The sequence below is a fragment of the Leclercia sp. EC_58 genome, assembly GCF_019584355.1.
GTDB lineage: Bacteria > Pseudomonadota > Gammaproteobacteria > Enterobacterales > Enterobacteriaceae > Enterobacter.
Genome location: NZ_VDAM01000001.1, coordinates 2,741,774 through 2,761,651, shown reverse-complemented (window position 1 = coordinate 2,761,651; position 19,878 = coordinate 2,741,774). Strand labels below are relative to the sequence as shown.

The following is a 19,878-nucleotide window of genomic DNA, read 5'->3' as shown; positions in this document are numbered from 1 at the left end:
GTTACGCACCACGCCTTCAGTAGCGGAGCAGGAAGGACATCTGATGGAAATGGAAGCCACGCAAGCACCTTAAAATCACCATCATACACTAAATCAGTAAGTTGGCAGCATTACCTAAAATGCGTTTAATCCACCTACGCGCATAAAAATGATATTTCCCGTATCACTAAAAAACAACCGGGTATCTGACACGCAAAATAGCCGCCCCGGCAATGTTGACATGTCAACATTGACATCATTGATTAATCTTAATATTTTTGTATTTTCTTGCACTGCCATGGTGAGAAATGGCTACATAAAAATAACATTCAGCCCTATAAATTGGACATCTTTGCAATTATACCCAAGAGGAAAACTAGCAGTGAAATTAATATTAAGATAAATCTCATAACGAGCTAATAAACAAAAAACCGAATATTAATGTTTACATTAAAATACCAATACAGACAACTTAAGTGTTATTCCCAATGCCCTGAGCAGGGTTTAAATAAAGCCCGCTTCATGTTTTACTGCCATTATCTGGCGCAACGATAAAGCCGCCCATGTCACGGTGCGCATTGTGTCCCCCGCCACATACTCACGGCACACCCCACCCGCAGGAACAGCAAAAAAGTGAAAGTGTTTGTCGATTTTCTGATGGCGCATCTTTCAGCAACGTCGCAAAGTGAATAGCGTAATCATTAAAGCGTTGCGTCTGACGCAACGGACTTTTGCATAAACGGCAGGTTCAGTTATCGTTATCTCTGCGTTATGTTGATGAATATATAAGGGTAAAAATCGCCCTCCCCTGTTTCTAACGCTGCAATCTGGAGTGACATGTATGTCTCAACCCAAGCTGTTTACACCGTTACGTATCCGCAATCTTGAACTCGACAATCGCATCGTGATCGCCCCCATGTGTCAGTATTCTGCCGAAGAGGGCTGCATGAATGACTGGCATACCCTTCACCTGGGGCAACTGGCCCTCTCCGGCGCGGGTCTGCTCACCATTGAGGCGGCAGCCGTCTCCCCGGAAGGCCGCATTACCTACGCTGACGTCGGGCTCTACGATGACAAAACCGAGGAAGCGATGGGCCGGGTGCTGGACACCCTGCGGAAGTGGTCCGATATTCCTGTTGGCATCCAGCTGGCCCACGCGGGCAGAAAAGCGTCAACGCACAAGCCGTGGGATCATCGGGGACAGCAAATTCCACCCGACCAGCAAGGGGGCTGGCAGACGTTAGCCCCTTCCGCAGTACCTTACAACGAGGGCTATGTGCCGCCAACCGCTCTCGACAGCGAGGGCTTAGCCGAAATCCGCAACCAGTTCGCTGAGGCCGCAAAACGTGCTGCCAGACTGAATATCGATCTGATCCAGATCCACGCCGCCCACGGCTATCTGCTTCATCAGTTTTTATCGCCGCTCTCTAATCAGCGCACGGATAATTACGGCGGTTCGCTGGAAAACAGAACCCGGTTCCCACTGGAAATTGTCGACGCGGTGCGGGAAGCCTTCCCGGCGGAGAGAGCCATCAGCGTGCGTATCTCCGGGACGGACTGGGTGGAAGGCGGATTCAACCTTGAAGAAGCGGTTGAGTTCTCCAGAATGCTGGAAGCGCGCGGCGTTGACGTGATCCACGTCTCCAGCGGCGGTCTGCACCCGGATCAGAAGATTGAGGTCTATCCTGGCTATCAGGTGCCGCTGGCAAGGGCGGTGAAAGCTGCGGTAAATATTCCGGTGGTGGCGGTGGGGTTAATCACCGAGCCCGAGCATGCGGAATCTATCGTAGCCAGCGGGGATGCAGATTTTATTGCCATCGCCCGCGGCGCGCTCTATAACCCGCGCTGGCCATGGCATGCGGCAGCGGCGCTGGGCGCCCAGGTCCATGCGCCGGAACAGTATCTGCGTTGCCAGCCGCACACCCTGAAAAACCTGTTTAAATCCTGATGTTTCGGATACCCGTGGCATCACGGGTATCCTTCCCCGTCTAAAAGCAGGATCATTTACAACTCGTTAACCTAGTCACAATTTCTTAACTTTCCCCGCGCTTCTCTTGACTGTTCCTGTATCAGTCGTAAAACTCTTGAAAAAGTAAAACGTTTTACTTTTTTCTAAAAACTGTCGCGGTATTCATGCTTTTTCCGTGATTTTCAGTGGGTTAAACGCTACTGGGATACATCATGAAACACGTAGAAGAGTTCGATAGTACGCTGGCCGGTGTGGGTGTTACGCCTGAGCCAGGCCAAACAGAAATTTCATCGCTGGCAAGGGGGGCGATAAAAAAAGCCAAATTTCGGCTGATGCCCCTGATACTGCTGATGTATCTGCTTGCGTTTATAGATCGCTCAAATATCGGCATGGCCGCGTTAACCATGAATCAATCCCTGGGGTTAACGCCTGAACATTTTGGGTTTGCTGTGGGGATATTTTCCTTCGGTTATATCCTGTTTGAAATTCCCAGCAATGTGCTGCTGGAACGATACGGTGCACGCTTCTGGTTAGCCCGAATCATGATCACATGGGGCATTATTTCCATGGCGATGGCGTTTGCACAAGGCGTGGTGACGCTAAGTATCCTGCGCTTTTTACTGGGCGTGGCCGAGGCGGGACTGGCGCCAGGTATTGTTTTCTATCTGACAACCTGGTTTCCCAAAAAGGAGCTGGCTAAGGTCTTCTCCATTTACTATTTAGGGGTTCCGCTGGCTGCTATTATCGCCAATCCGATCTCGGGTTATATTCTCGACAATTTCCATAATGTTGGGGGGCTGGAGAGTTGGCAGTGGCTATTTTTAATTGAAGGTTGCCCGCCTGTCATCTTATCCGTTGTGGTTTTTCTTTATCTTACCGATAAACCGTCTAAAGCGTCCTGGCTTAAACCCGAAGAGCGTCAGGCTTACCAGGACCTGATGGAAAAAGACCAGGAGGCGACCTTGTCCGCCGGGCACTCCGGTTTCAGGGAAATGATCAAAGACCGACGGGTCTGGCTGCTGGGGATGGCCTATTTCTTTACCGTTATTGGTCTCACAGGCCTCGGTTTCTGGATGCCGCAGTTCATCAAGCGCTTCGATTACTCTGATACTGTTGTCGGTATGCTGGGCACGATTCCCTATATCGCAGGCGCGGTGGTGATGTGTTGGTGGTCGAATCACTCTGATAAAACCAATGAGCGAACCTGGCATTTTATTCTTCCATCGCTGCTCTTTTCTGTCGGATTTGTGGTCGCCGCTATCAGCGACTCACCCGTGATATCCATGGTGGGGTTAACGCTTTCGACGGTGGGTATGCTGTCATGCGTGCCGACGTTTTATACCCTTCCAGCATCCTTTCTTACCAGCCGAGGCTGTGCCGGTGGCATGGCACTGATTAACTCAATTGGCAATATTGGTGGGTTCTTCGGACCCTTCCTGGTTGGCCTCGTTATCTCGATTTCCGGTAAATCACAGAGCGGTCTCTATCTGTTAGCTGTCCTGGTTTTGTTCTCGCCGTTGCTGATTTATCTCATGAGCAGAAATCGCCGTCAGATTGCTGGCTGGCGTTAAACCATCCCCCCTTAAAGGAGTAGAAAATGAACTTAGCAGCATTGTTAGCTGAGCGTGCCTGTGCCGCAAAATCGGGTTCAGCACAGCCTGTTCGTGTGGGCATTATCGGCGCCGGCAAATTTGGTTCGATGGTACTTGCCCAACTGCGACACCTGGAAGGGCTGCATGTGGTGGCCGTTGCAGACCTGGATGTCCAGAAAGCCCGTGCTGCACTGGCGCGTGTGGGATGGCCAGAATCGCAGTATCAGGCGCATAACATCGAAGCAGCTTTACGCGAAGGCACAACCTGCGTCGTTGAGGATGCAGAACAGCTGATCCGGTGTGAGCAAATCCACTGCATAGTTGAAGCGACGGGACATCCTCTGGCCGGCACTCGTCATGCTCTCCATGCGGTCGAAAATGGAAAACACGTGGTGATGGTAAATGTGGAAGCCGACGTGTTGTGCGGGCCTTTGATAGCGGAACGTGCGCGCCAGAACGGGGTGATTTACAGCATGGCTTATGGTGATCAACCGGCGATCATTTGTGAACTGGTTGACTGGGCTAAAGCCTGTGGCTTTGAAATCGTTGCCGCAGGTAAAGGGATGAATTACGAACCGCGATACCGCTACTCCACACCGGATACCGTCTGGGGATTCTTTGGCTGGTCTGACGAAGAAGTTGCTGCCGGGGACTTTAACCCAAAAATGTACAACTCGTTTACCGATGGTACCAAAGCGGCCATTGAGATGGCGGCTGTCGCCAACGCAACCGGATTAGACTGTCCCGATAACGGACTGGAATTTCCCCCTGCCGGGGTGCATGACCTGGCGCGGGTCTTCTCTCCGGCATCTGATGGCGGGCGCCTGGGCCGCAGTGGACTTGTGGATATCGCAGCCAGTCAGGAGCCTGACGGACGTGAGGTGCTTAACAATATCCGCTACGGCGTTTTCGTGACATTTAAAGCCCGGGATGAATACAGTCGGGCCTGTTTCAAACAGTACGGATTACTGACCGACCCAAGCGGCTGGTACGCGTCGATGTGGCGCCCTTTCCATCTGATTGGTCTTGAAACCAGCATCAGTATTCTCTCCGCGGTATTACGAGGAGAAGCTACCGGGACAGCATTAAGTTTCCGGGGCGATGCGGTTGCAACGGCAAAACGCGATCTTAAAGCGGGTGAGATGCTGGATGGTGAAGGCGGGTTTACTGTCTGGGCCAATGCCTTGCCAGCCAGCATCAGTGTGGCACAAGATTTCTTGCCAATGGGGCTGGCCCATCATGTCCGACTGGTGAAGGATGTCGCAAAAGATAAGGCGATTCGTTTCTCCGATGTTCATTTTGACAACAATCTGGATATCGTTGAATTACGCAAGCAAATGGTCAATCTTGCGGGATTATAAACAGGGTGATACCCGCAACGGCTACTGTTGCGGGTATATCAGGAGGACAAATGAAAAGCGAAATGCGTATTGGCTTGTTGGGTACGGGGTTGATGGGACAACCTGTGGCGCGCCGACTTGTCGCAGCCGGATATCCGGTCACGGTATGGAACAGGTCGCAAGAAAAAGCGCTACAACTGGCAAGCGCTGGCGTAAAGATCGAACAATCTGCTTCGCAGTTACTGGCAGACAGTGAGCTCATCATCTGTTTGTTAAGCGATGCAACGGCGTGCGATGAGGTGATATTCAATCACAACGCACTTCAGTACATTGGTCCAGATACAATCATCCTCATGATGAGTACCCTGTCGCCGGACATTGTGGTTGAGCAAGCACGTAAGGCCCATAGTGTTCAGGCTCATTATGTCGATCTCCCTGTTTCCGGCGGAACAACAGGCGCAGAGAAAGGTTCATTATCCTTAATGGCGGGAGGAAGCAGGCAACTCATTGAGAGCCTTCGTCCTTTGCTATCACACCTGGGGAAAGTCACGCATGTCGGAGAAGTTGGAGCCGGTCAGCTCACCAAACTTGCAAACCAGATTATTGTCGCCGGAACCTTAAGTTTATTGTCAGAAGCTTTTACTCTCGCGCAACGCGGCGGTGCCGATCCAGAAAAAGTGCGCGAAGCCCTACTCGGCGGGTTTGCAGATTCTACATTGTTGCAACACCAGGGCGAACGCATGGTTAAAGGGGACTTTAAAGCTCGGGGCGCTGCAAAGTGGCAGCTTAAAGACACGCGCAGTGCGGTGGCACTGGCGAAGCAGCTTAATTTGACCCTACCGTTAACAGAAACAGTGAATCGACTCTTCAGCCAGATGATTGATGCCGGAGAGGGTGACTTGGATCATTGCGCCATTATTAAGCAAATCCAGCGTTTAAATAAGGTGGCTATTTAATCCTGGAAACACTTTCTCTTTTAACTAATATGCTATCCAGTTCGCAGGGTTTTTGCTGTTCACCGGATAAACTCAACAGTGCTTTACTGGCCAGTTCTTCAAGGGGATGTTTTATAACGCTAATGGACGGGCTCAGCAGGCGACTCCAGTGACTGTCATGATAAACGATGACGGAAAGGTCATCGGGCACAGCCAATTTTAGCTCGCGGATCCGCGACATGATGACCGGTGCGATTGACGTATTGCCAATAATGATTGCTGTCGGTGGTTCTGCAAGCGACAGCAATTCATCAAGCGACTGGCTGGCGAGCGGATCGCGAAAATTCTTTACTGCGATAAGCTGTTTATTACATTCAATTCCCTGCGCCTGCAGACCTTTCTTGTAACCTTCCAGTCTTTGCAAAGAAGTGGATGTATTGAGGGGCCCACTTATCCACCCAATACGCCGATGGCCTTGCTCGACCAGATAAGAGGTCGCCTGGCGAGCAGAAGTTTCATTGTTAAAACCAATAACACTGGCGCCTGTAAAATCCTCCAGATAGCGATCGATAAACACGATCGCTATCCCCATGTTACTGATCGATTGCCACATATCCTTGTTAGCGCTTGTCGGCGTTGCGATGATGGCTTTGACCCGCTTTTGCATCAACATTTCCAGGCTTTCCCGCTCAAGCAAGGGATCTTCCTGCGTCGTGACCAGGATGACGTTCATCGCCATTTCGCGAGCGCGCCGTACAATGAGATCCGAAATTTCAGAGAAAAAGTCATTACTGATGTCGGCCACAACCAAGCCGAGGGTATTGTTCAGGTTTGTCTTGAGTTCACGCGCGGCGCTCTGCGGGGTGTAACTAAGGGTTTGCATGGCAGCGATAATCCGCTGCCGGGTACGTTCGGAAACTGAACCGGTTCCGGGATTCAATACACGGGAGACAACACCGATTGATACTTCGGCTAAAGCAGCGACATCTTTGATGGTGCTTTTCTTTTTATCATTCAATGTAGCACTTAGCCTCAGGTCCGCAGAGTAGATAATTTTATGTTAGATCAATCATGTTTCGATGAAAATGATGTTAGTGGCAAAATCACGTATCGATAAAATTTATGACAGCGCTTGCCTTCAACCAGGGAAATAAGTTGCGCAAAAGACGTCAACATTTGCTGAAAAAGCACAAAAGCAAAAAAGCAAAAAACCCTGCGATATTGCTATCGCAGGGTTTTTAATTTGGCGGAAGCGTAGAGATTCGAACTCTAGAACCCTTTCGGGTCGCCGGTTTTCAAGACCGGTGCCTTCAACCGCTCGGCCACGCTTCCAGAGTGAGGCGCACTATAAACATCTCTGGAGGTTATGTAAAGCAAAAAATTCAGGAAATTGAATGTGTTCGCCTTTTGTACAACCCCGCACCCATCATCTTCTGCTGACGACCGTCAAATTCCAGACAAGAAAAAATCGCCAGACTCATCAGAAGCAGCTATTGTCTTTTATTCAGAACTGGTATGACCACTCAACCAAGGTTTACCCATGCATTCGATAATAATACCGACAAATGAAGGCGACTCTCTCGCTGCCACGCTTTGGGAGAGAGAAGATGCCCGCGCGCTGGTGATCCTTCACCCCGCGACAGCGGTTGTACAGGAGTTTTATCAGCGTTTCGCTGAGTATCTTTACGACTATGGATTCAGTGTCCTGACGTATGACTATCGGGGGGTAGGTCGCTCTAAATCAGTCATGCTCCGCAGCTGTAACGTCTCCATGTCAGACTGGATGGAGCAGGATGTGGGTTGCATCACGGCCTGGGCCAGGTCACGTTTCCCCGATCTTAGCCTGCTGGCGGTTGGGCACAGCGTGGGTGGACACGCCGTTCTGCTGTCGACGGCTACCCGGCATCTTCAGGCTGCGGCCATTGTGGCATCCCACGCAGGGGTCACCCGTTCTATAAAACAGACGGCGGAAAAAGTGCGCGTCTGGTGCTTGCTGCGCGTTCTCGGTCCGCTCCTCTGCCGTATATTTGGTTATATGCCGGCAAAACGCCTCGGGTTGGGAGAAGATTTACCGGCGCCTGTCATGCTGCAGTGGGGACGCTGGAGCGCCATGCCGGGTTACTTCTACGACGATCCTGACTGGGATACGCGTCGAAGAGCGGCTGAGGTCAGGCTCCCTCTGATGGTTATGGGATTTGATGACGATCCGTGGGCTAATCCTGAGGCCATTACGCGCCTGATAGAGCCGGTCAAAAACGCAAAAATCGATCGACGCGAGATCCGTCATGCGGATTTTGGCCTGCCCAGCGTGGGGCATATGGGTTTTTTCCGCACGCGCTGTGCGGAAACATTATGGCCCATTGTCGGGCAATGGTTGATGAGTCAGTGCCCGGATTGAGCGAGCAGTGAATATAAAAAGGGGCCCGCAGGCCCCATTATGATGACATTGCGCGTCGAGGAATTATTCAGGCAGGGCGTAAACCACAACCTGGTCGCCTACCTGATCCTTCAGGATCGTATTCCCGCCCGCGACAAACGCCACATACTGACGGCCTTTGTACTCATAGACCGACGGGTTTGCCACAGCCGGGGCTTCAACCTGATCGGACCATAGCTCTTCACCGCTCTCCACGGAATAAGCGCGTACTTTGGCATCCATAGAGGCACCAATGAAGATCACCCCACCCGCGGTGATAGCCGGGCCGCCGATGGTTGGGGAGCCCCAGCTTTCCGGCATAAAGAAGCCGTACTGCTGCGAGGCGCCAACCGGACGACGCCACTTCACGTCACCCGTATGCATATCCAGCGCGACGATCTCACCAAACGGCGGTTTCCAGCACGGCATGCCCAGCCAGTTATTGGCGACCAGCAGACGCATGCCGTAAGGCGCGCCTTCCTGCGGTGCAAAGCCGCTCTCGTTACCGGCAGTTTTATCGGCTTTATCGTAATCTTCGCGGCTGTAGAGCTTCACGTACTGCACGATATGTGAGGTGTTGACGATAGCGATCTGCTTATTCGGATCGAACGCCACCCCGCCCCACTGCACGCCACCGGCGCTGTCCGGGTAGGTCAGCGCCCCCTCGCCTTTGGCGGTAGGCGGTGTGTACATCCCCTCATAGGTCAGGTTATCCCACAGGCGGGAGCATTGACCGGCACCCACCATATCGGCCAGCTTCCAGATCTCCGGCTTTTTCGACTGATCGAGCAGCGGCGCAGGCTTGGTCGGGAACGGCTGGGTTGGCGAAAGTTTTTCCCCCTGCACCGAACCGTCGCCCTGCGGCACCGGACGCTCTTCAATAGGCCAGACGTCCTCCCCCGTCAGGCGGTTAACCACAAACAGGAAGCCCTGCTTGGTGGCCTGTACCAGGGCCGGGATCTGCTTGCCGTCTACGGTGATATCCATCAGCGTTGGCGCGGAGTTGATATCGTAATCCCACACGTCGTGATGCACCCACTGGCGGGACCAGACCACTTTACCGGTATTGATATCCAGCGCGGTTGTCGAGGTGCCGAGCGGGATCGCATCGACACGGTTACCGCCCCAGTAGTTAGGCGACGGAGAAGAGACCGGCAGATAAACCAGGCCGTTGGCCTCGTCGGCAGACATGTGCGTCCAGACGTTGGCCGTCCCGGTGCGCTGGCGAATCTCTTCCGGAATCGCCTCGAAGGACCATTCCCGCTCGCCGGTCTGGGCATTGATGGAAAATACGGTGCCCGGAGGGGCTTCGGCATAAGCCCAGTCTTTACCGGCCCAGCCCACCAGCAGGTGGTTACCCACCACCGTTGGCGGTTGCAGGATGGAGAGCGGGAATTTGGCGTTAACGGTGTTCCACTGATTTACATCCAGCACGCCGTTGTTCGCAAAACCGGTGCAGGGTTTGCCTGAATCGGCATCCAGCGCAAAGAGCTTGCCGTCCACGGTGCCCATATAGACGATCTTCTGGCAGGCTTCACCGGCGACTGGCTCTTTGGCCTGCCAGTAGGAGACGCCGCGGTTTTTCAGCACTGGCTGGGTTAGCGCTTTACGCGAAGACTTCGTGTCGTAGTGCCACTTCTCTTTCCCGGTGCCCGGGTCCAGCGCAATCAGGCGATCGAAAGGGGTACCGATATAGAGCGTCTCGTTAGCAAAAATGGGCGTTGCTGACCAGACGGTTGCAGGGGTGTCGCCTTTACCATCCGACACATCGCCGGTATGGAACTCCCAGATTTTGGTCAATTTACCGACGTTCTCCGCCGTGATCTGGGTCAACGGGCTGTATTTCTGCGCGTTAAGCTGTCCGTGGAAGCTATCCCAGGTGGCGGCAGAGGGCACCAGCGGGGTCGCTGGTTGCTCAGCCGAAGCCACTTTTTGTCCCTCGCTCTGCCCGGTAGAGGCTTCATCGGTGGTTTTGGTGGTTCCCGGCGCCTGTTGATCCGCTGCATCTACGTTGAGCTGTTCTTGCGTTCCCTGAGAGGCCTCAGTGGCTTTATCCTGCGCCTGCACAGAGAGTGGCGCGATCAGCAGCGCCAGCGCCGTCATGCTGACTTTCATGAAGGGGTGATGTTTATCGTTATACACGGGTGGGACTCCTCAGGCTCTGACGCGGGTATTTTGGTGGACGGGCTTGCTGCTCAGCATAATCAGACCGATCAGGCCGACCACCATCGCTGCAGTAATGATGTACTGGTGCAGCAGCGCGGCGGCGAACCCAATACCAATGAGTACCACGAGGGTGACGATAATCAGAAAGATGCGCGCCCCACGGCCAGATGCGGCACGTAACATCAAGGTCAGTACCGCCAGTACCGCGCTGGCAATGGCGACGCCCAGCGCACCGATAGTATCGGTAACGCCGGTAAGGGGCGTCAGCCAGGCGTATAACGCCACCGCGACGCCAATGACCGCAGCCAGCAACAGCAATATCGTGCCAGCGCGGGAGGATTGAGAATGTAACATACCAGGAACTCCCCCTATCAAAACAAAAATTAACCAATAAATCAGGCTCGTGGATTTATGCGGCTGCGACTTGCATGGGCAATAGCGAAAAACTCAGGCAGTAAGAAAAACAGCGGCATAGATCACTAAACGTAACTGAGTATAGAAGAAGGATTTTAAAGGGGGCGTGCAAACACGGCATAGCCGCGTAGTTGGGCATAAAAAATGCCGCCTGAGGAGGCGGCATAGTGATGTTAACGAACCAGATGCAGGAAGTGCAGATGCTTTTCGTACTGGTCGAGAATATCGTTAATCAGCTGTTCCTGGTTCCAGCTCATCACGTCGTAATTCTGTCCCCCTTCTTTGAGGTAGACTTCCGCACGATAGTATCGGTGTTGCTCCGCCTGCTGTTCGTCGTTGTCTATCGCCGACAGAGCAAAGGTCGGAGAGTTATAGCCCCGCAGCCTCACCTCATAGAGGAAGTTCAGCTCGTTGCCTAAGTCCACCTCAAGACGAATACGATCGTCGGAGGCATCGCTGATTCGGCTCACCGTGCCCTGCTTGCTCAACTCCTCCTGCACGAGGATCATCGCCGGTTTGATGACCTCATCCATAAAGCGTTTCACCAGCGATCGTTTTGGCAGATAGGCAATATTGCGTAAACGACGCTGCCACGGAATAGGATTGCGGGCCGCGGTGGGCGCTATGGTCGCCATGCTCAGGCTCTCGCGTTTGGTTAAATCACGACGCAGCGCTTTGAGCAGCCCGTAGATGGAAATCAGCAGGATGATGGAAAACGGTAACGCGCTGGCGATGGTAACGGTTTGCAGCGCGCTTAACCCACCTGCGAGCAGCAGCGCAATCGCCACTACGCCCATCAGCGCAGCCCAGAAAATGCGCTGCCAGACGGGGGTATTGGCCTCGCCGCCGGATGCCAGCGTATCCACCACCATCGCCCCGGAATCAGCCGAGGTGACAAAGAAGACGATGACCATCGCCATGGCGATAAACGACAGCACGGACGAGAACGGGAAGTGCTCAAGGAAGTTGAAGAGCGCCAGCGCAACGTCCTGCTGCACCGTATTCGCCAGATCGGTTGCCCCCTCGCGCATAATAAGATTGATCGCGCTGTTGCCGAAAACGGTCATCCACATCAGCGTGAAGCCCGCCGGAACAAAGAGCACCCCGGTGACGAATTCACGGATGGTTCTGCCGCGGGAGACGCGGGCGATAAACATCCCGACAAACGGTGACCAGGAGAGCCACCAGCCCCAGTAGAGCAGCGTCCAGCCACCCAGCCAGTTGCTTGATTTCGGCTCGTAGGCGTAAAGATTGAACGTCTTACTCACCAGCTCGGAGAGATAGCCGCCGGTGTTTTCCACGAAGGATTTCAGCAGCAGCACGGTTGGCCCCAGGCACAGTACCAGCGCCAGCAGCAGTAACGCCAGCCCCAGGTTAAGCTCGGACAGGATACGAATGCCTTTATCCAGCCCGGAGACCACGGAAATTGTCGCCAACCCGGTGATGACCACGATCAGGATAACCTGCACCGTTTCGTTGATGGGCACCCCAAAGAGATGATTGAGCCCGGCGTTCACCTGCAGCACGCCATAACCCAGCGACGTCGCCACCCCAAAAACGGTACCGATAACGGCAAAAATATCAACGGCATGGCCTATCGGACCATGAATTTTGTCGCCAATAATGGGATAAAGCGCCGAGCGCAACGTCAGAGGCAGGCCGTGCCGGTAGCTGAAAAAGGCCAGGATCAGCGCAACAATAGCGTAGATAGCCCATGCGTGAAGCCCCCAGTGGAAGAAGGTCAGCCGCATCGCCTCTTTCGCGGCGGTGATGGTCTCGGGCGTGCCTACCGGTGGAGAGAGGTAGTGCATAACCGGCTCGGCCACGCCGAAGAACATCAGACCGATCCCCATACCCGCTGAAAAGAGCATGGCAAACCAGGAGTGATAGCTGAAATCGGGCTGGGCATGATCGGGGCCAAGTTTGATATCGCCGTAGCGCGACAACCCCAGGAACGTCACGCTGAGTAAGATCAGCGCGACCGCCAGGATGTAGAACCAGCTGGCGTTGGTGAATATCTGCTGCTGCAGCAGTTTAAAATTTTTGTCAGCTACGTCAGGAAAAATTGCTGCAAAAGCAACGAGAAGGAAAATTAACAAAGCAGATGTATAGAATACCGCTTTGTTAATCTTGCTTTCAGACTTCTGGGGGGTGGTGTTATTTTCACTCATATTTTATCTATTCCATTAATCCGGATGTGAGGAATCACCTCTTTGAGGTTAGCAAATTTACGCTGCTTATGCAGGTGCTGATGGCATTGTCATCGGGTTATATCCTTGTCTTTACTGGGTTTAATTTATTGAGATCGGGTTTTTAGTTGACTGACATAATGTCATCGGACAGGTAAAACGACAAAAGAAAAAGCCCCGCGATATTGCTATCGCAGGGCTTATCTAATCTGGCGGAAGCGCAGAGATTCGAACTCTGGAACCCTTTCGGGTCGCCGGTTTTCAAGACCGGTGCCTTCAACCGCTCGGCCACACTTCCAGAATGAGGCGAACTATAAACACCTCCTTGCACCCTGTAAAGCGTGCCCGCGATCGTTCGCCTGAAAAATAGTCAAAATGCGTTTAATCGGTTGAATGGCCAACATCCTGACCATTTTATCAGCACAAAATCACGCGCTGACCGCTCAATGTTTTTTGATATACATATCTTTGGTGAAGTAGTACCCCAGCTTATCCGGCGTAAAACCGCCCACCCACGGCTTCACCAGATGGGTACGCACGTAGTGATAGACCGGAATAGCCGGGACATCCCGCGCCAGTAGATCTTCTGCCTGCTGGTAGTACGTACCGCGCTCGGCGGTGGTTTTTGCCTTTGCGGCATTGGCCAGCGCCTCGTCATAGGCCGCATTGCTGTACTGACTGGTGTTCTGACTGTCACCGGTACGGAAGTTATTCAGGAAAGTCGCCGCATCGTCGAAATCGGCGATCCAGGCGTAGCGCACCGCGTCAAAATTGTGGGTATGCATGGTGTCCAGCATCGTTTTCCACTCCTGGTTTTGCAGCTTCGCCTCTACGCCGAGGTTTTTCTTCCACATCGAGCTGACGGCAATGGCAATCCGCTGGTGGGATTCCGAGGTGTTATACAGGAGGTTAAAGCTGAGCGGGTGGCCGTCGTTAAAGCCTGCTTCGTTCAGCAGTTTTTTCGCTTCGGCGATGCGTTTATCCATCGGCCAGCTGGCGTAATCCGGATTTTTCAGTTTCACCCCGCCGATATCCGGCTGGCTAATCACCCACGCTGGACGCTGCCCCTGCCCCAGCACCTTCCCGGCAATAATCTCTTTATCCAGCGCCAGGTTCAGCGCCTTGCGTACGCGCGGATCGTTAAACGGGGGACGGGAGGTATTGAACTGGTAGTAGTAGGTTGCCAGCTGCGGCGAGACATCCACCTCTTTGCCCAGCGTTTTTTGCAGCTGCGCGAACTGGTTGATAGGAAGTGTATAAGCGATATCGATTTCACCCGCCCTGTAGCGGTTCACGTCGGCGGCTTCGGAGGTGATGGGCAGATAAGTCACCTTGTTAATCACCGTATGGGCATTATCCCAGTAGCGCGGGTTGCGCTCAGCGACAATCCGCTCGTTGACCACCCACTGCTTGAGGGTATAGGCCCCGCTGCCAACAAAGTGTTCCGGCCTGGACCATTTATCGCCGTAGCGACCAATCAGGACCTTATCCACCGGCACCAGCGACGGGTGCGCCAGCATGGCAAGAAATGCCGCGTTGGGCTGATCCAGCGTCACTTCCAGGGTGGTGTCGTTCAGCGCCTTCACCCCCAGGGTATCAGGGGCTTTTTTCCCCTCGGCGATATCGGCGGCGTTGACCATATGCATGTTGCCGGGGAAGCTGGCATACGGCGAGACGGTTTTGGGATCCACCAGCCGCTGCCAGCTCCAGACCACGTCCTGGGCTGTAATCGCTGTACCGTCGCTCCAGGTAATCCCCGGGCGGAGATGGAAGGTCCAGACGGTGTTGTCTTTGTTCTCCCATTTCTCGGCCAGCCGCGGCTGGATCTCACCTTGCGGCGAGACGCTCACCAGCCCGTCGAATATATCGCTGATAATATTAAATTCGACATCGCTTTCGACTTTATGCGGATCGAGCGATGCCGGTTCATTGCCATTATTCCTGACCAGTTCCTGCTTCTCTGCCAGCTCTGTTCCTGCCGGTACACTGGCGGCGAACGCCGTTGTGCTTGCGCACAGGATGCCTGCCGTCAGTAAAGAGAGCGTAAATGTTGCTTGTGATGAGGGTTTCATGTCCTTCGCCTTATCGTTTCGTTTTGTCGACGCAAAATAACTCTTAGCGTTGAGTCAGGAATAAGGCAATATATTTCAGTGACCTATAAGAGCTTGATCTGATTAATCCTGACAAACCGGGGTTCGTGCTACATTGCGGAGGTTATGGAACATTTCATGCTACCTCAATACCTAAGATGCTGAGTAAAGATGGGTAAAACCATTTTATAACCGGCGCGTCGTTTTCTATTCTTGCCGTCAATTACATCTGTCATAAGAGAGTGACTCATGGATCGTATTATTAGTTCTTCACGCGACCGCACATCGCTACTCAGCACCCACAAGGTGCTGCGCAACACCTACTTTATGCTCAGCCTGACGCTGGCCTTCTCCGCGCTGACGGCCACCGCCAGCACCGTGCTGATGCTGCCATCGCCGGGGCTGATCCTGACTCTGGTTGGTATGTATGGTCTGATGTTCCTGACCTACAAAACGGCTAACAAGCCGGTAGGTATTTTGTCGGCGTTCGCCTTCACCGGTTTCCTGGGCTACATCCTGGGGCCAATGCTTAATACTTACCTGTCCGCCGGTATGGGCGATCTGATCGGCCTGGCGCTGGGCGGTACCGCGCTGGTCTTCTTCTGCTGCTCTGCCTACGTACTGACCACCCGCAAAGACATGTCCTTCCTCGGCGGTATGCTGATGGCGGGCATCGTGGTGGTGCTGATCGGTATGGTGGCGAATATCTTCCTGCAGCTGCCGGCCCTGCACCTGGCTATCAGCGCGGTGTTCATCCTGATCTCCTCCGGGGCGATCCTGATGGAAACCAGCAACATCATTCATGGCGGTGAGACGAACTACATCCGCGCTACCGTGAGCCTGTATGTGTCGCTGTACAACATCTTCGTCAGCCTGTTGAGCATCCTGGGCTTCGCCAGCCGCGATTAACCGACAGTGCTCTGTAACAAGCCCCGCTTATGCGGGGCTTTCTTTTTTGGTAAACTGTCGCAGTTTTCGATAATTCCGTGATGATTATGCTGAACTTTGAAGGTAAAGAGATTGAGACCGATAGCGAAGGCTATCTGAAAGAGACCAGCCAGTGGAGCGAAGGGCTGGCGGCGATTATCGCCGAAAAAGAGTCTATTGCCCTGACGCCAGAGCACTGGGAAGTGGTGCGCTTTGTGCGCGACTTCTATCTGGAATTTAACACCTCGCCCGCCATACGCATGCTGGTCAAAGCGATGGCCAATAAATATGGCGAGGAGAAAGGCAACAGCCGCTATCTCTATCGTCTGTTCCCGAAAGGCCCGGCAAAACAGGCGACCAAAATCGCCGGTCTGCCTAAGCCCGTGAAGTGCATTTAATAGCGAATACCGAAGTTCACGTATTCCCGGCCGGGTTGATGCGGTTCTGACAGAACCTTTTCAACCCGTGCAATGCGCGGTCCGCCCGCCTTAAGCCAGGCGAGCAGTTTATCGACCTGTTCCGCCTCGCCGCAGGCCACTACTTCGACGCTTCCGTCATCCATATTACGCGCGTAACCGGTCAGCCCCAACTCCGTGGCTTCTCGCTGCGTGCTGTAACGAAAGCCCACACCCTGAACCGTGCCGTGAACCCACGCGATGATGCAGACATTTGCCATACTCCCTCCCCTTATCCATGCCTGACCTGAATCCAAAGAATAGCAAATTATGGCTCCAGGTTTAGCGCAGCGTTTTGGGTAAACAGCCGTAATGCTGGCGGAAACGAGCCGTAAAACGCGAGCTGGACAGATACCCGCACTGCATGGCGATCTCGCCGATGGGCAGGCGGGTCGACTGTAGCTGCGAGAGCGCTACCGCCATGCGTACCTCCTCCACAATCTGGCGAAAACTTTGCGACTCTTCCCGCAAGCGACGGCGCAAGGTGGGTACGCTTACGGCCAGACGGCTGGCGATCTCCTGCGCGGTCCATGCCTTACCGGGCGACAGCATGATGAAATGCCGCACCTGCTCGGTAAGATTGATATTTCTCTCGATAAGCAGCGGCCCGGCCACCCCATCATGCAGCAGCGCCAGCAAGAGCCCGAAGGCCTGATGCTTTTGCAGCTCTTCCGGAAAACCGTGCCGCACCGCATGCAGCAGATTGCCCCACATAAAGGCCAGCCCTTCGCTGAGCGGAGCACACAGCGAGTCCGTTCTGGCGCGCGGCCAGGATTGCAGGTAGCGTGTTTTAAACTCGGCGATAATGTCGGGGGATAACAGCAGCAGATCGGAATGAAACAGCTCCTGCGCGGGCTGGTTAATAATCTCCATTGGGGTGTTCGCCGGAATAATGATTAGCTCATCCGGCGTCGCCACCAAGCGTCGCTCCTCCTGAATAATCACCTTGCTGCCGTGTGTAATGTGGCAAATGGCCGGGTAAAAAAGCTTTACGTGGTGCAGGCGATGCATCTTGCTGGCATTGACCTCAGCCGCTGTCAGATGATTATGTTGAAAATGAAAATCCTGCACCGGACCACCTTTTATCGTGCGTATGTTGCGGTTAATTGCGCTTTCGCCAGTACGTGGCTGTTGAGCATGAAGCCGACCAGGGCGCCGCTGGCATTACTGTCGATGGGCAGTTTATCTACGTTCAGCGCCCAGACGGTGAACTGATAGGGGTGCGGTTTATCCCCTTCCGGCGGACACGCCCCACCGAAGCCAGCATACCCGAAATCATTCCGCCCCTGCACCGCCCCTGCGGGTAATTTATCGCTGTCCGTTTTTCCGGCGCCAGCGGGCAGGCTCAGCGTGTGAGCGGGAAGATTGACCAGGGTCCAGTGCCACCAGCCGCTGCCGGTGGGGGCGGCAGGATCGTAGGCCGTGATGGCAAAACTTTTTGTGCCCGCAGGGGGATGCTGCCAGGCCAGCTGTGGCGAGGCATTCCCTCCCTTGCAGCCAAACCCGGTAAAAACCTGCTGTTGCGTTAAGGGGTGGCCGTCGGCGATATCCTGACTGCTGAGACTAAACGGCAATGCCGCAGACGCAGTAAAACTGATTGTCGCCAGCGTCATGGCGGCGATAGCAATGTGCTTTTTCATTGTGGTTTCCTTTTGCTGAACCGGAAACCTCACTCTAAAGCTCACGACGAATTCATAATGTGCCTGAGCGATTTTAAAATGTGCCGAAACGCTCAATAGTGTCCGCAGATGATTGCCACTGACCATCTGTGCTACTCTACGCGCCATTTCCCTGGAATCGACAGAACAGAAAATTATGAGTGTACGTTTAGTGTTAGCCAAAGGGCGCGAGAAATCATTGCTGCGCCGCCATCCCTGGGTCTTCTCCGGTGCAGTTGCCCGTATGGAAGGCAAAGCCAGCCTCGGTGAAACCATCGATATCGTTGACCACCAGGGGAAATGGTTAGCGCGCGGCGCATACTCGCCTGCGTCCCAGATCCGGGCGCGCGTCTGGACGTTTGATAAAGAGGAATCCATCGATATCGATTTCTTCGTCCGTCGCCTGCAGCAGGCGCAGCAGTGGCGCGACTGGCTGGCAAAACGCGACGGGCTGGACAGCTACCGCCTGATCGCCGGTGAATCCGACGGTCTGCCAGGCGTGACCATCGACCGTTTTGGCAATTTCCTGGTGCTGCAGCTGCTAAGCGCGGGGGCAGAGTATCAGCGTGCGGCGTTAATCAGCGCGCTGCAGACACTGTTCCCAGAGTGTGCCATTTACGATCGCAGCGACGTCGCGGTGCGTAAAAAAGAGGGCATGGAACTGACCCAGGGTCCGGTAACGGGTGAACTGCCACCTGCCCTGCTGCCTATCGAAGAGCACGGCATGAAACTGCTGGTGGATATTCAGGGCGGCCACAAAACCGGTTACTACCTCGATCAGCGCGACAGCCGTCTGGCAACACGCCAGTACGTTGCCGACAAGCGCGTGCTGAACTGCTTCTCCTACACCGGCGGTTTTGCGGTGTCAGCGCTGATGGGCGGATGTCGTCAGGTGGTGAGCGTGGATACGTCCCAGGAAGCGCTGGACGTGGCGAAGCAGAACGTTGAGCTGAACAAGCTGGATCTGAGCAAAGCCGAATTTGTCCGCGATGACGTCTTTAAGCTGCTGCGCAAATACCGCGACCAGGGCGAGAAGTTTGACGTGATCGTGATGGATCCGCCGAAGTTCGTGGAAAATAAAAACCAGCTGATGGGCGCCTGCCGTGGGTATAAAGACATTAATATGCTCGCCATCCAGCTGCTTAACCCAGGCGGTGTGTTGCTGACCTTCTCCTGTTCCGGCCTGATGACCACCGAATTATTCCAGAAAATTATCGCGGATGCCGCTGTAGATGCTGGTCGTGATGTACAATTTATAGAGCAGTTCCGTCAGGCGGCCGATCATCCGGTGATCGCTACCTATCCGGAAGGGCTGTATCTGAAAGGATTTGCCTGTCGCATCATGTAACTTGAAAAGTGGAATGTTGCCCACACCTATAGTGTAAGTAACGTTTCCCGGGAGGTGACTATGAATGCCAGCAAATTCGGTATCGGCCAGCAGGTCCGCCATTCCCTGTTAGGTTATCTGGGCGTGGTCGTGGATATCGACCCGGAATATTCCCTCGACGAACCGTCAGCGGATGAGCTGGCGGTGAATGCAGAACTCCGCGCCGCGCCCTGGTACCACGTGGTTATGGAAGATGATGATGGCCAGGCCGTGCATACCTATCTTGCCGAAGCCCAGTTAAGTAGCGAACAGCAGGATGAACATCCTGAACAGCCATCGATGGATGAACTGGCGCAAACGATCCGTAAACAGTTGCAGGCGCCGCGCCTGCGTAACTAATGAAAACCCGGTAGCCCAAGGC

At 53.9% G+C, this 19,878-nt stretch carries 18 protein-coding genes and 2 tRNA genes; 9 read left to right on the top strand and 11 right to left on the bottom strand.

Features of this window, described 5'->3' with window-relative positions:
* A partial coding sequence (locus FHC51_RS23255) for an IS1 family transposase (RefSeq protein WP_130054469.1) occupies positions 1 to 60 on the bottom strand: 60 nt, incomplete at its 3' end.
* 760 nt (positions 61 to 820) lie between these two features.
* Between FHC51_RS23255 and FHC51_RS13430 the strand changes: the two genes are divergently transcribed.
* The 4 genes from FHC51_RS13430 (at position 821) to FHC51_RS13415 (ending at position 5,836) form a co-directional block, all read left to right on the top strand.
* On the top strand, positions 821 to 1,927 hold the full coding sequence (locus FHC51_RS13430; protein ID WP_220435757.1) for an NADH:flavin oxidoreductase/NADH oxidase: 1,107 nt from the start codon (positions 821 to 823) through the stop codon (positions 1,925 to 1,927).
* A 233-nt stretch (positions 1,928 to 2,160) separates the two neighbouring features.
* On the top strand, positions 2,161 to 3,519 hold the full coding sequence (locus FHC51_RS13425; RefSeq protein WP_103823328.1) for an MFS transporter: 1,359 nt from the start codon (positions 2,161 to 2,163) through the stop codon (positions 3,517 to 3,519).
* A 26-nt stretch (positions 3,520 to 3,545) separates the two neighbouring features.
* Entirely contained in the window at positions 3,546 to 4,901 is a 1,356-nt protein-coding gene (locus FHC51_RS13420; protein ID WP_114315408.1) for an NAD(P)H-dependent oxidoreductase, read from the top strand.
* A 50-nt stretch (positions 4,902 to 4,951) separates the two neighbouring features.
* Complete coding sequence (locus tag FHC51_RS13415) at positions 4,952 to 5,836, top strand: NAD(P)-dependent oxidoreductase (RefSeq protein WP_220435756.1); 885 nt, start codon at positions 4,952 to 4,954, stop codon at positions 5,834 to 5,836.
* Here the strand turns inward: FHC51_RS13415 and FHC51_RS13410 are convergent.
* Both FHC51_RS13410 and FHC51_RS13405 read right to left on the bottom strand, forming a co-directional pair.
* Complete coding sequence (locus FHC51_RS13410) at positions 5,829 to 6,833, bottom strand: substrate-binding domain-containing protein (RefSeq protein WP_114315410.1); 1,005 nt, start codon at positions 6,831 to 6,833, stop codon at positions 5,829 to 5,831. The two genes, FHC51_RS13415 and FHC51_RS13410, sit on opposite strands and share 8 nt — an antisense overlap.
* A gap of 226 nt (positions 6,834 to 7,059) precedes the next feature.
* Positions 7,060 to 7,147 (bottom strand) — tRNA-Ser (locus FHC51_RS13405).
* A gap of 208 nt (positions 7,148 to 7,355) precedes the next feature.
* On the opposite strand from FHC51_RS13405, the gene FHC51_RS13400 reads away from it, so the two are divergent.
* Positions 7,356 to 8,213: an alpha/beta fold hydrolase gene (locus FHC51_RS13400; RefSeq protein WP_220435755.1), complete on the top strand. Its 858-nt coding sequence runs from the start codon at positions 7,356 to 7,358 to the stop codon at positions 8,211 to 8,213.
* A 63-nt stretch (positions 8,214 to 8,276) separates the two neighbouring features.
* On the opposite strand, the gene FHC51_RS13395 is transcribed toward FHC51_RS13400, so the two are convergent.
* From FHC51_RS13395 to FHC51_RS13375, 5 genes are all read right to left on the bottom strand, one after another.
* Entirely contained in the window at positions 8,277 to 10,373 is a 2,097-nt protein-coding gene (locus FHC51_RS13395) for a pyrroloquinoline quinone-dependent dehydrogenase (RefSeq protein ID WP_114387496.1), read from the bottom strand.
* A 12-nt stretch (positions 10,374 to 10,385) separates the two neighbouring features.
* On the bottom strand, positions 10,386 to 10,751 hold the full coding sequence (locus FHC51_RS13390) for a hypothetical protein (protein WP_220435754.1): 366 nt from the start codon (positions 10,749 to 10,751) through the stop codon (positions 10,386 to 10,388).
* Between the two features lie 233 nt (positions 10,752 to 10,984).
* Positions 10,985 to 12,982, bottom strand: coding sequence for a choline BCCT transporter BetT (locus FHC51_RS13385; protein WP_114315413.1), 1,998 nt, complete (start codon positions 12,980 to 12,982; stop codon positions 10,985 to 10,987).
* A gap of 228 nt (positions 12,983 to 13,210) precedes the next feature.
* Positions 13,211 to 13,298, bottom strand: a tRNA-Ser gene (locus FHC51_RS13380).
* 145 nt (positions 13,299 to 13,443) lie between these two features.
* Entirely contained in the window at positions 13,444 to 15,072 is a 1,629-nt protein-coding gene (locus tag FHC51_RS13375) for an ABC transporter substrate-binding protein (protein ID WP_220435753.1), read from the bottom strand.
* Positions 15,073 to 15,339: 267 nt separating this feature from the next.
* On the opposite strand from FHC51_RS13375, the gene yccA reads away from it, so the two are divergent.
* Together yccA and tusE are read left to right on the top strand one after the other, a co-directional pair.
* A complete protein-coding gene (yccA, locus tag FHC51_RS13370) occupies positions 15,340 to 15,999 on the top strand; it encodes an FtsH protease modulator YccA (protein ID WP_103823337.1) in 660 nt (219 codons plus the stop codon).
* 86 nt (positions 16,000 to 16,085) lie between these two features.
* Positions 16,086 to 16,415 carry a sulfurtransferase TusE gene (gene tusE / locus FHC51_RS13365; protein WP_103823605.1) on the top strand — a complete coding sequence of 110 codons (330 nt, stop codon included), beginning with the start codon at positions 16,086 to 16,088 and terminating at the stop codon, positions 16,413 to 16,415.
* On the opposite strand, the gene yccX is transcribed toward tusE, so the two are convergent.
* From yccX to FHC51_RS13350, 3 genes are all read right to left on the bottom strand, one after another.
* On the bottom strand, positions 16,412 to 16,693 hold the full coding sequence (gene yccX, locus FHC51_RS13360; RefSeq protein ID WP_103823338.1) for an acylphosphatase: 282 nt from the start codon (positions 16,691 to 16,693) through the stop codon (positions 16,412 to 16,414). The two genes, tusE and yccX, sit on opposite strands and share 4 nt — an antisense overlap.
* 61 nt (positions 16,694 to 16,754) lie before the next feature.
* A complete protein-coding gene (locus FHC51_RS13355) occupies positions 16,755 to 17,483 on the bottom strand; it encodes a helix-turn-helix transcriptional regulator (RefSeq protein WP_255585047.1) in 729 nt (242 codons plus the stop codon).
* 71 nt (positions 17,484 to 17,554) lie between these two features.
* Positions 17,555 to 18,112 (bottom strand): kinase inhibitor, encoded by a 558-nt coding sequence (locus FHC51_RS13350; protein WP_220435751.1) that lies wholly within the window; start codon positions 18,110 to 18,112, stop codon positions 17,555 to 17,557.
* A 175-nt stretch (positions 18,113 to 18,287) separates the two neighbouring features.
* Here FHC51_RS13350 and rlmI point away from each other — a divergent pair, with 175 nt between their 5' ends.
* Positions 18,288 to 19,478 carry a 23S rRNA (cytosine(1962)-C(5))-methyltransferase RlmI gene (gene rlmI / locus FHC51_RS13345; RefSeq protein WP_220435750.1) on the top strand — a complete coding sequence of 397 codons (1,191 nt, stop codon included), beginning with the start codon at positions 18,288 to 18,290 and terminating at the stop codon, positions 19,476 to 19,478.
* A 60-nt stretch (positions 19,479 to 19,538) separates the two neighbouring features.
* Positions 19,539 to 19,856 (top strand): heat shock protein HspQ, encoded by a 318-nt coding sequence (gene hspQ / locus FHC51_RS13340; protein ID WP_103823342.1) that lies wholly within the window; start codon positions 19,539 to 19,541, stop codon positions 19,854 to 19,856.
* The last annotated feature ends 22 nt before the right edge of the window (positions 19,857 to 19,878 follow it).

Bases quoted from the DNA above. Each gene is read 5' to 3' on its own strand.
- FHC51_RS13430 (WP_220435757.1), top strand. From the start codon at position 821: ATGTCTCAACCCAAGCTGTTTACACCGTTACGTATCCGCAATCTTGAA.
- FHC51_RS13425 (WP_103823328.1), top strand. From the start codon at position 2,161: ATGAAACACGTAGAAGAGTTCGATAGTACGCTGGCCGGTGTGGGTGTT.
- FHC51_RS13420 (WP_114315408.1), top strand. From the start codon at position 3,546: ATGAACTTAGCAGCATTGTTAGCTGAGCGTGCCTGTGCCGCAAAATCG.
- FHC51_RS13415 (WP_220435756.1), top strand. From the start codon at position 4,952: ATGAAAAGCGAAATGCGTATTGGCTTGTTGGGTACGGGGTTGATGGGA.
- FHC51_RS13400 (WP_220435755.1), top strand. From the start codon at position 7,356: ATGCATTCGATAATAATACCGACAAATGAAGGCGACTCTCTCGCTGCC.
- FHC51_RS13390 (WP_220435754.1), bottom strand. From the start codon at position 10,751: ATGTTACATTCTCAATCCTCCCGCGCTGGCACGATATTGCTGTTGCTG.
- FHC51_RS13385 (WP_114315413.1), bottom strand. From the start codon at position 12,982: ATGAGTGAAAATAACACCACCCCCCAGAAGTCTGAAAGCAAGATTAAC.
- FHC51_RS13375 (WP_220435753.1), bottom strand. From the start codon at position 15,072: ATGAAACCCTCATCACAAGCAACATTTACGCTCTCTTTACTGACGGCA.
- yccA (WP_103823337.1), top strand. From the start codon at position 15,340: ATGGATCGTATTATTAGTTCTTCACGCGACCGCACATCGCTACTCAGC.
- tusE (WP_103823605.1), top strand. From the start codon at position 16,086: ATGCTGAACTTTGAAGGTAAAGAGATTGAGACCGATAGCGAAGGCTAT.
- yccX (WP_103823338.1), bottom strand. From the start codon at position 16,693: ATGGCAAATGTCTGCATCATCGCGTGGGTTCACGGCACGGTTCAGGGT.
- FHC51_RS13355 (WP_255585047.1), bottom strand. From the start codon at position 17,483: ATGCATCGCCTGCACCACGTAAAGCTTTTTTACCCGGCCATTTGCCAC.
- FHC51_RS13350 (WP_220435751.1), bottom strand. From the start codon at position 18,112: ATGAAAAAGCACATTGCTATCGCCGCCATGACGCTGGCGACAATCAGT.
- rlmI (WP_220435750.1), top strand. From the start codon at position 18,288: ATGAGTGTACGTTTAGTGTTAGCCAAAGGGCGCGAGAAATCATTGCTG.
- hspQ (WP_103823342.1), top strand. From the start codon at position 19,539: ATGAATGCCAGCAAATTCGGTATCGGCCAGCAGGTCCGCCATTCCCTG.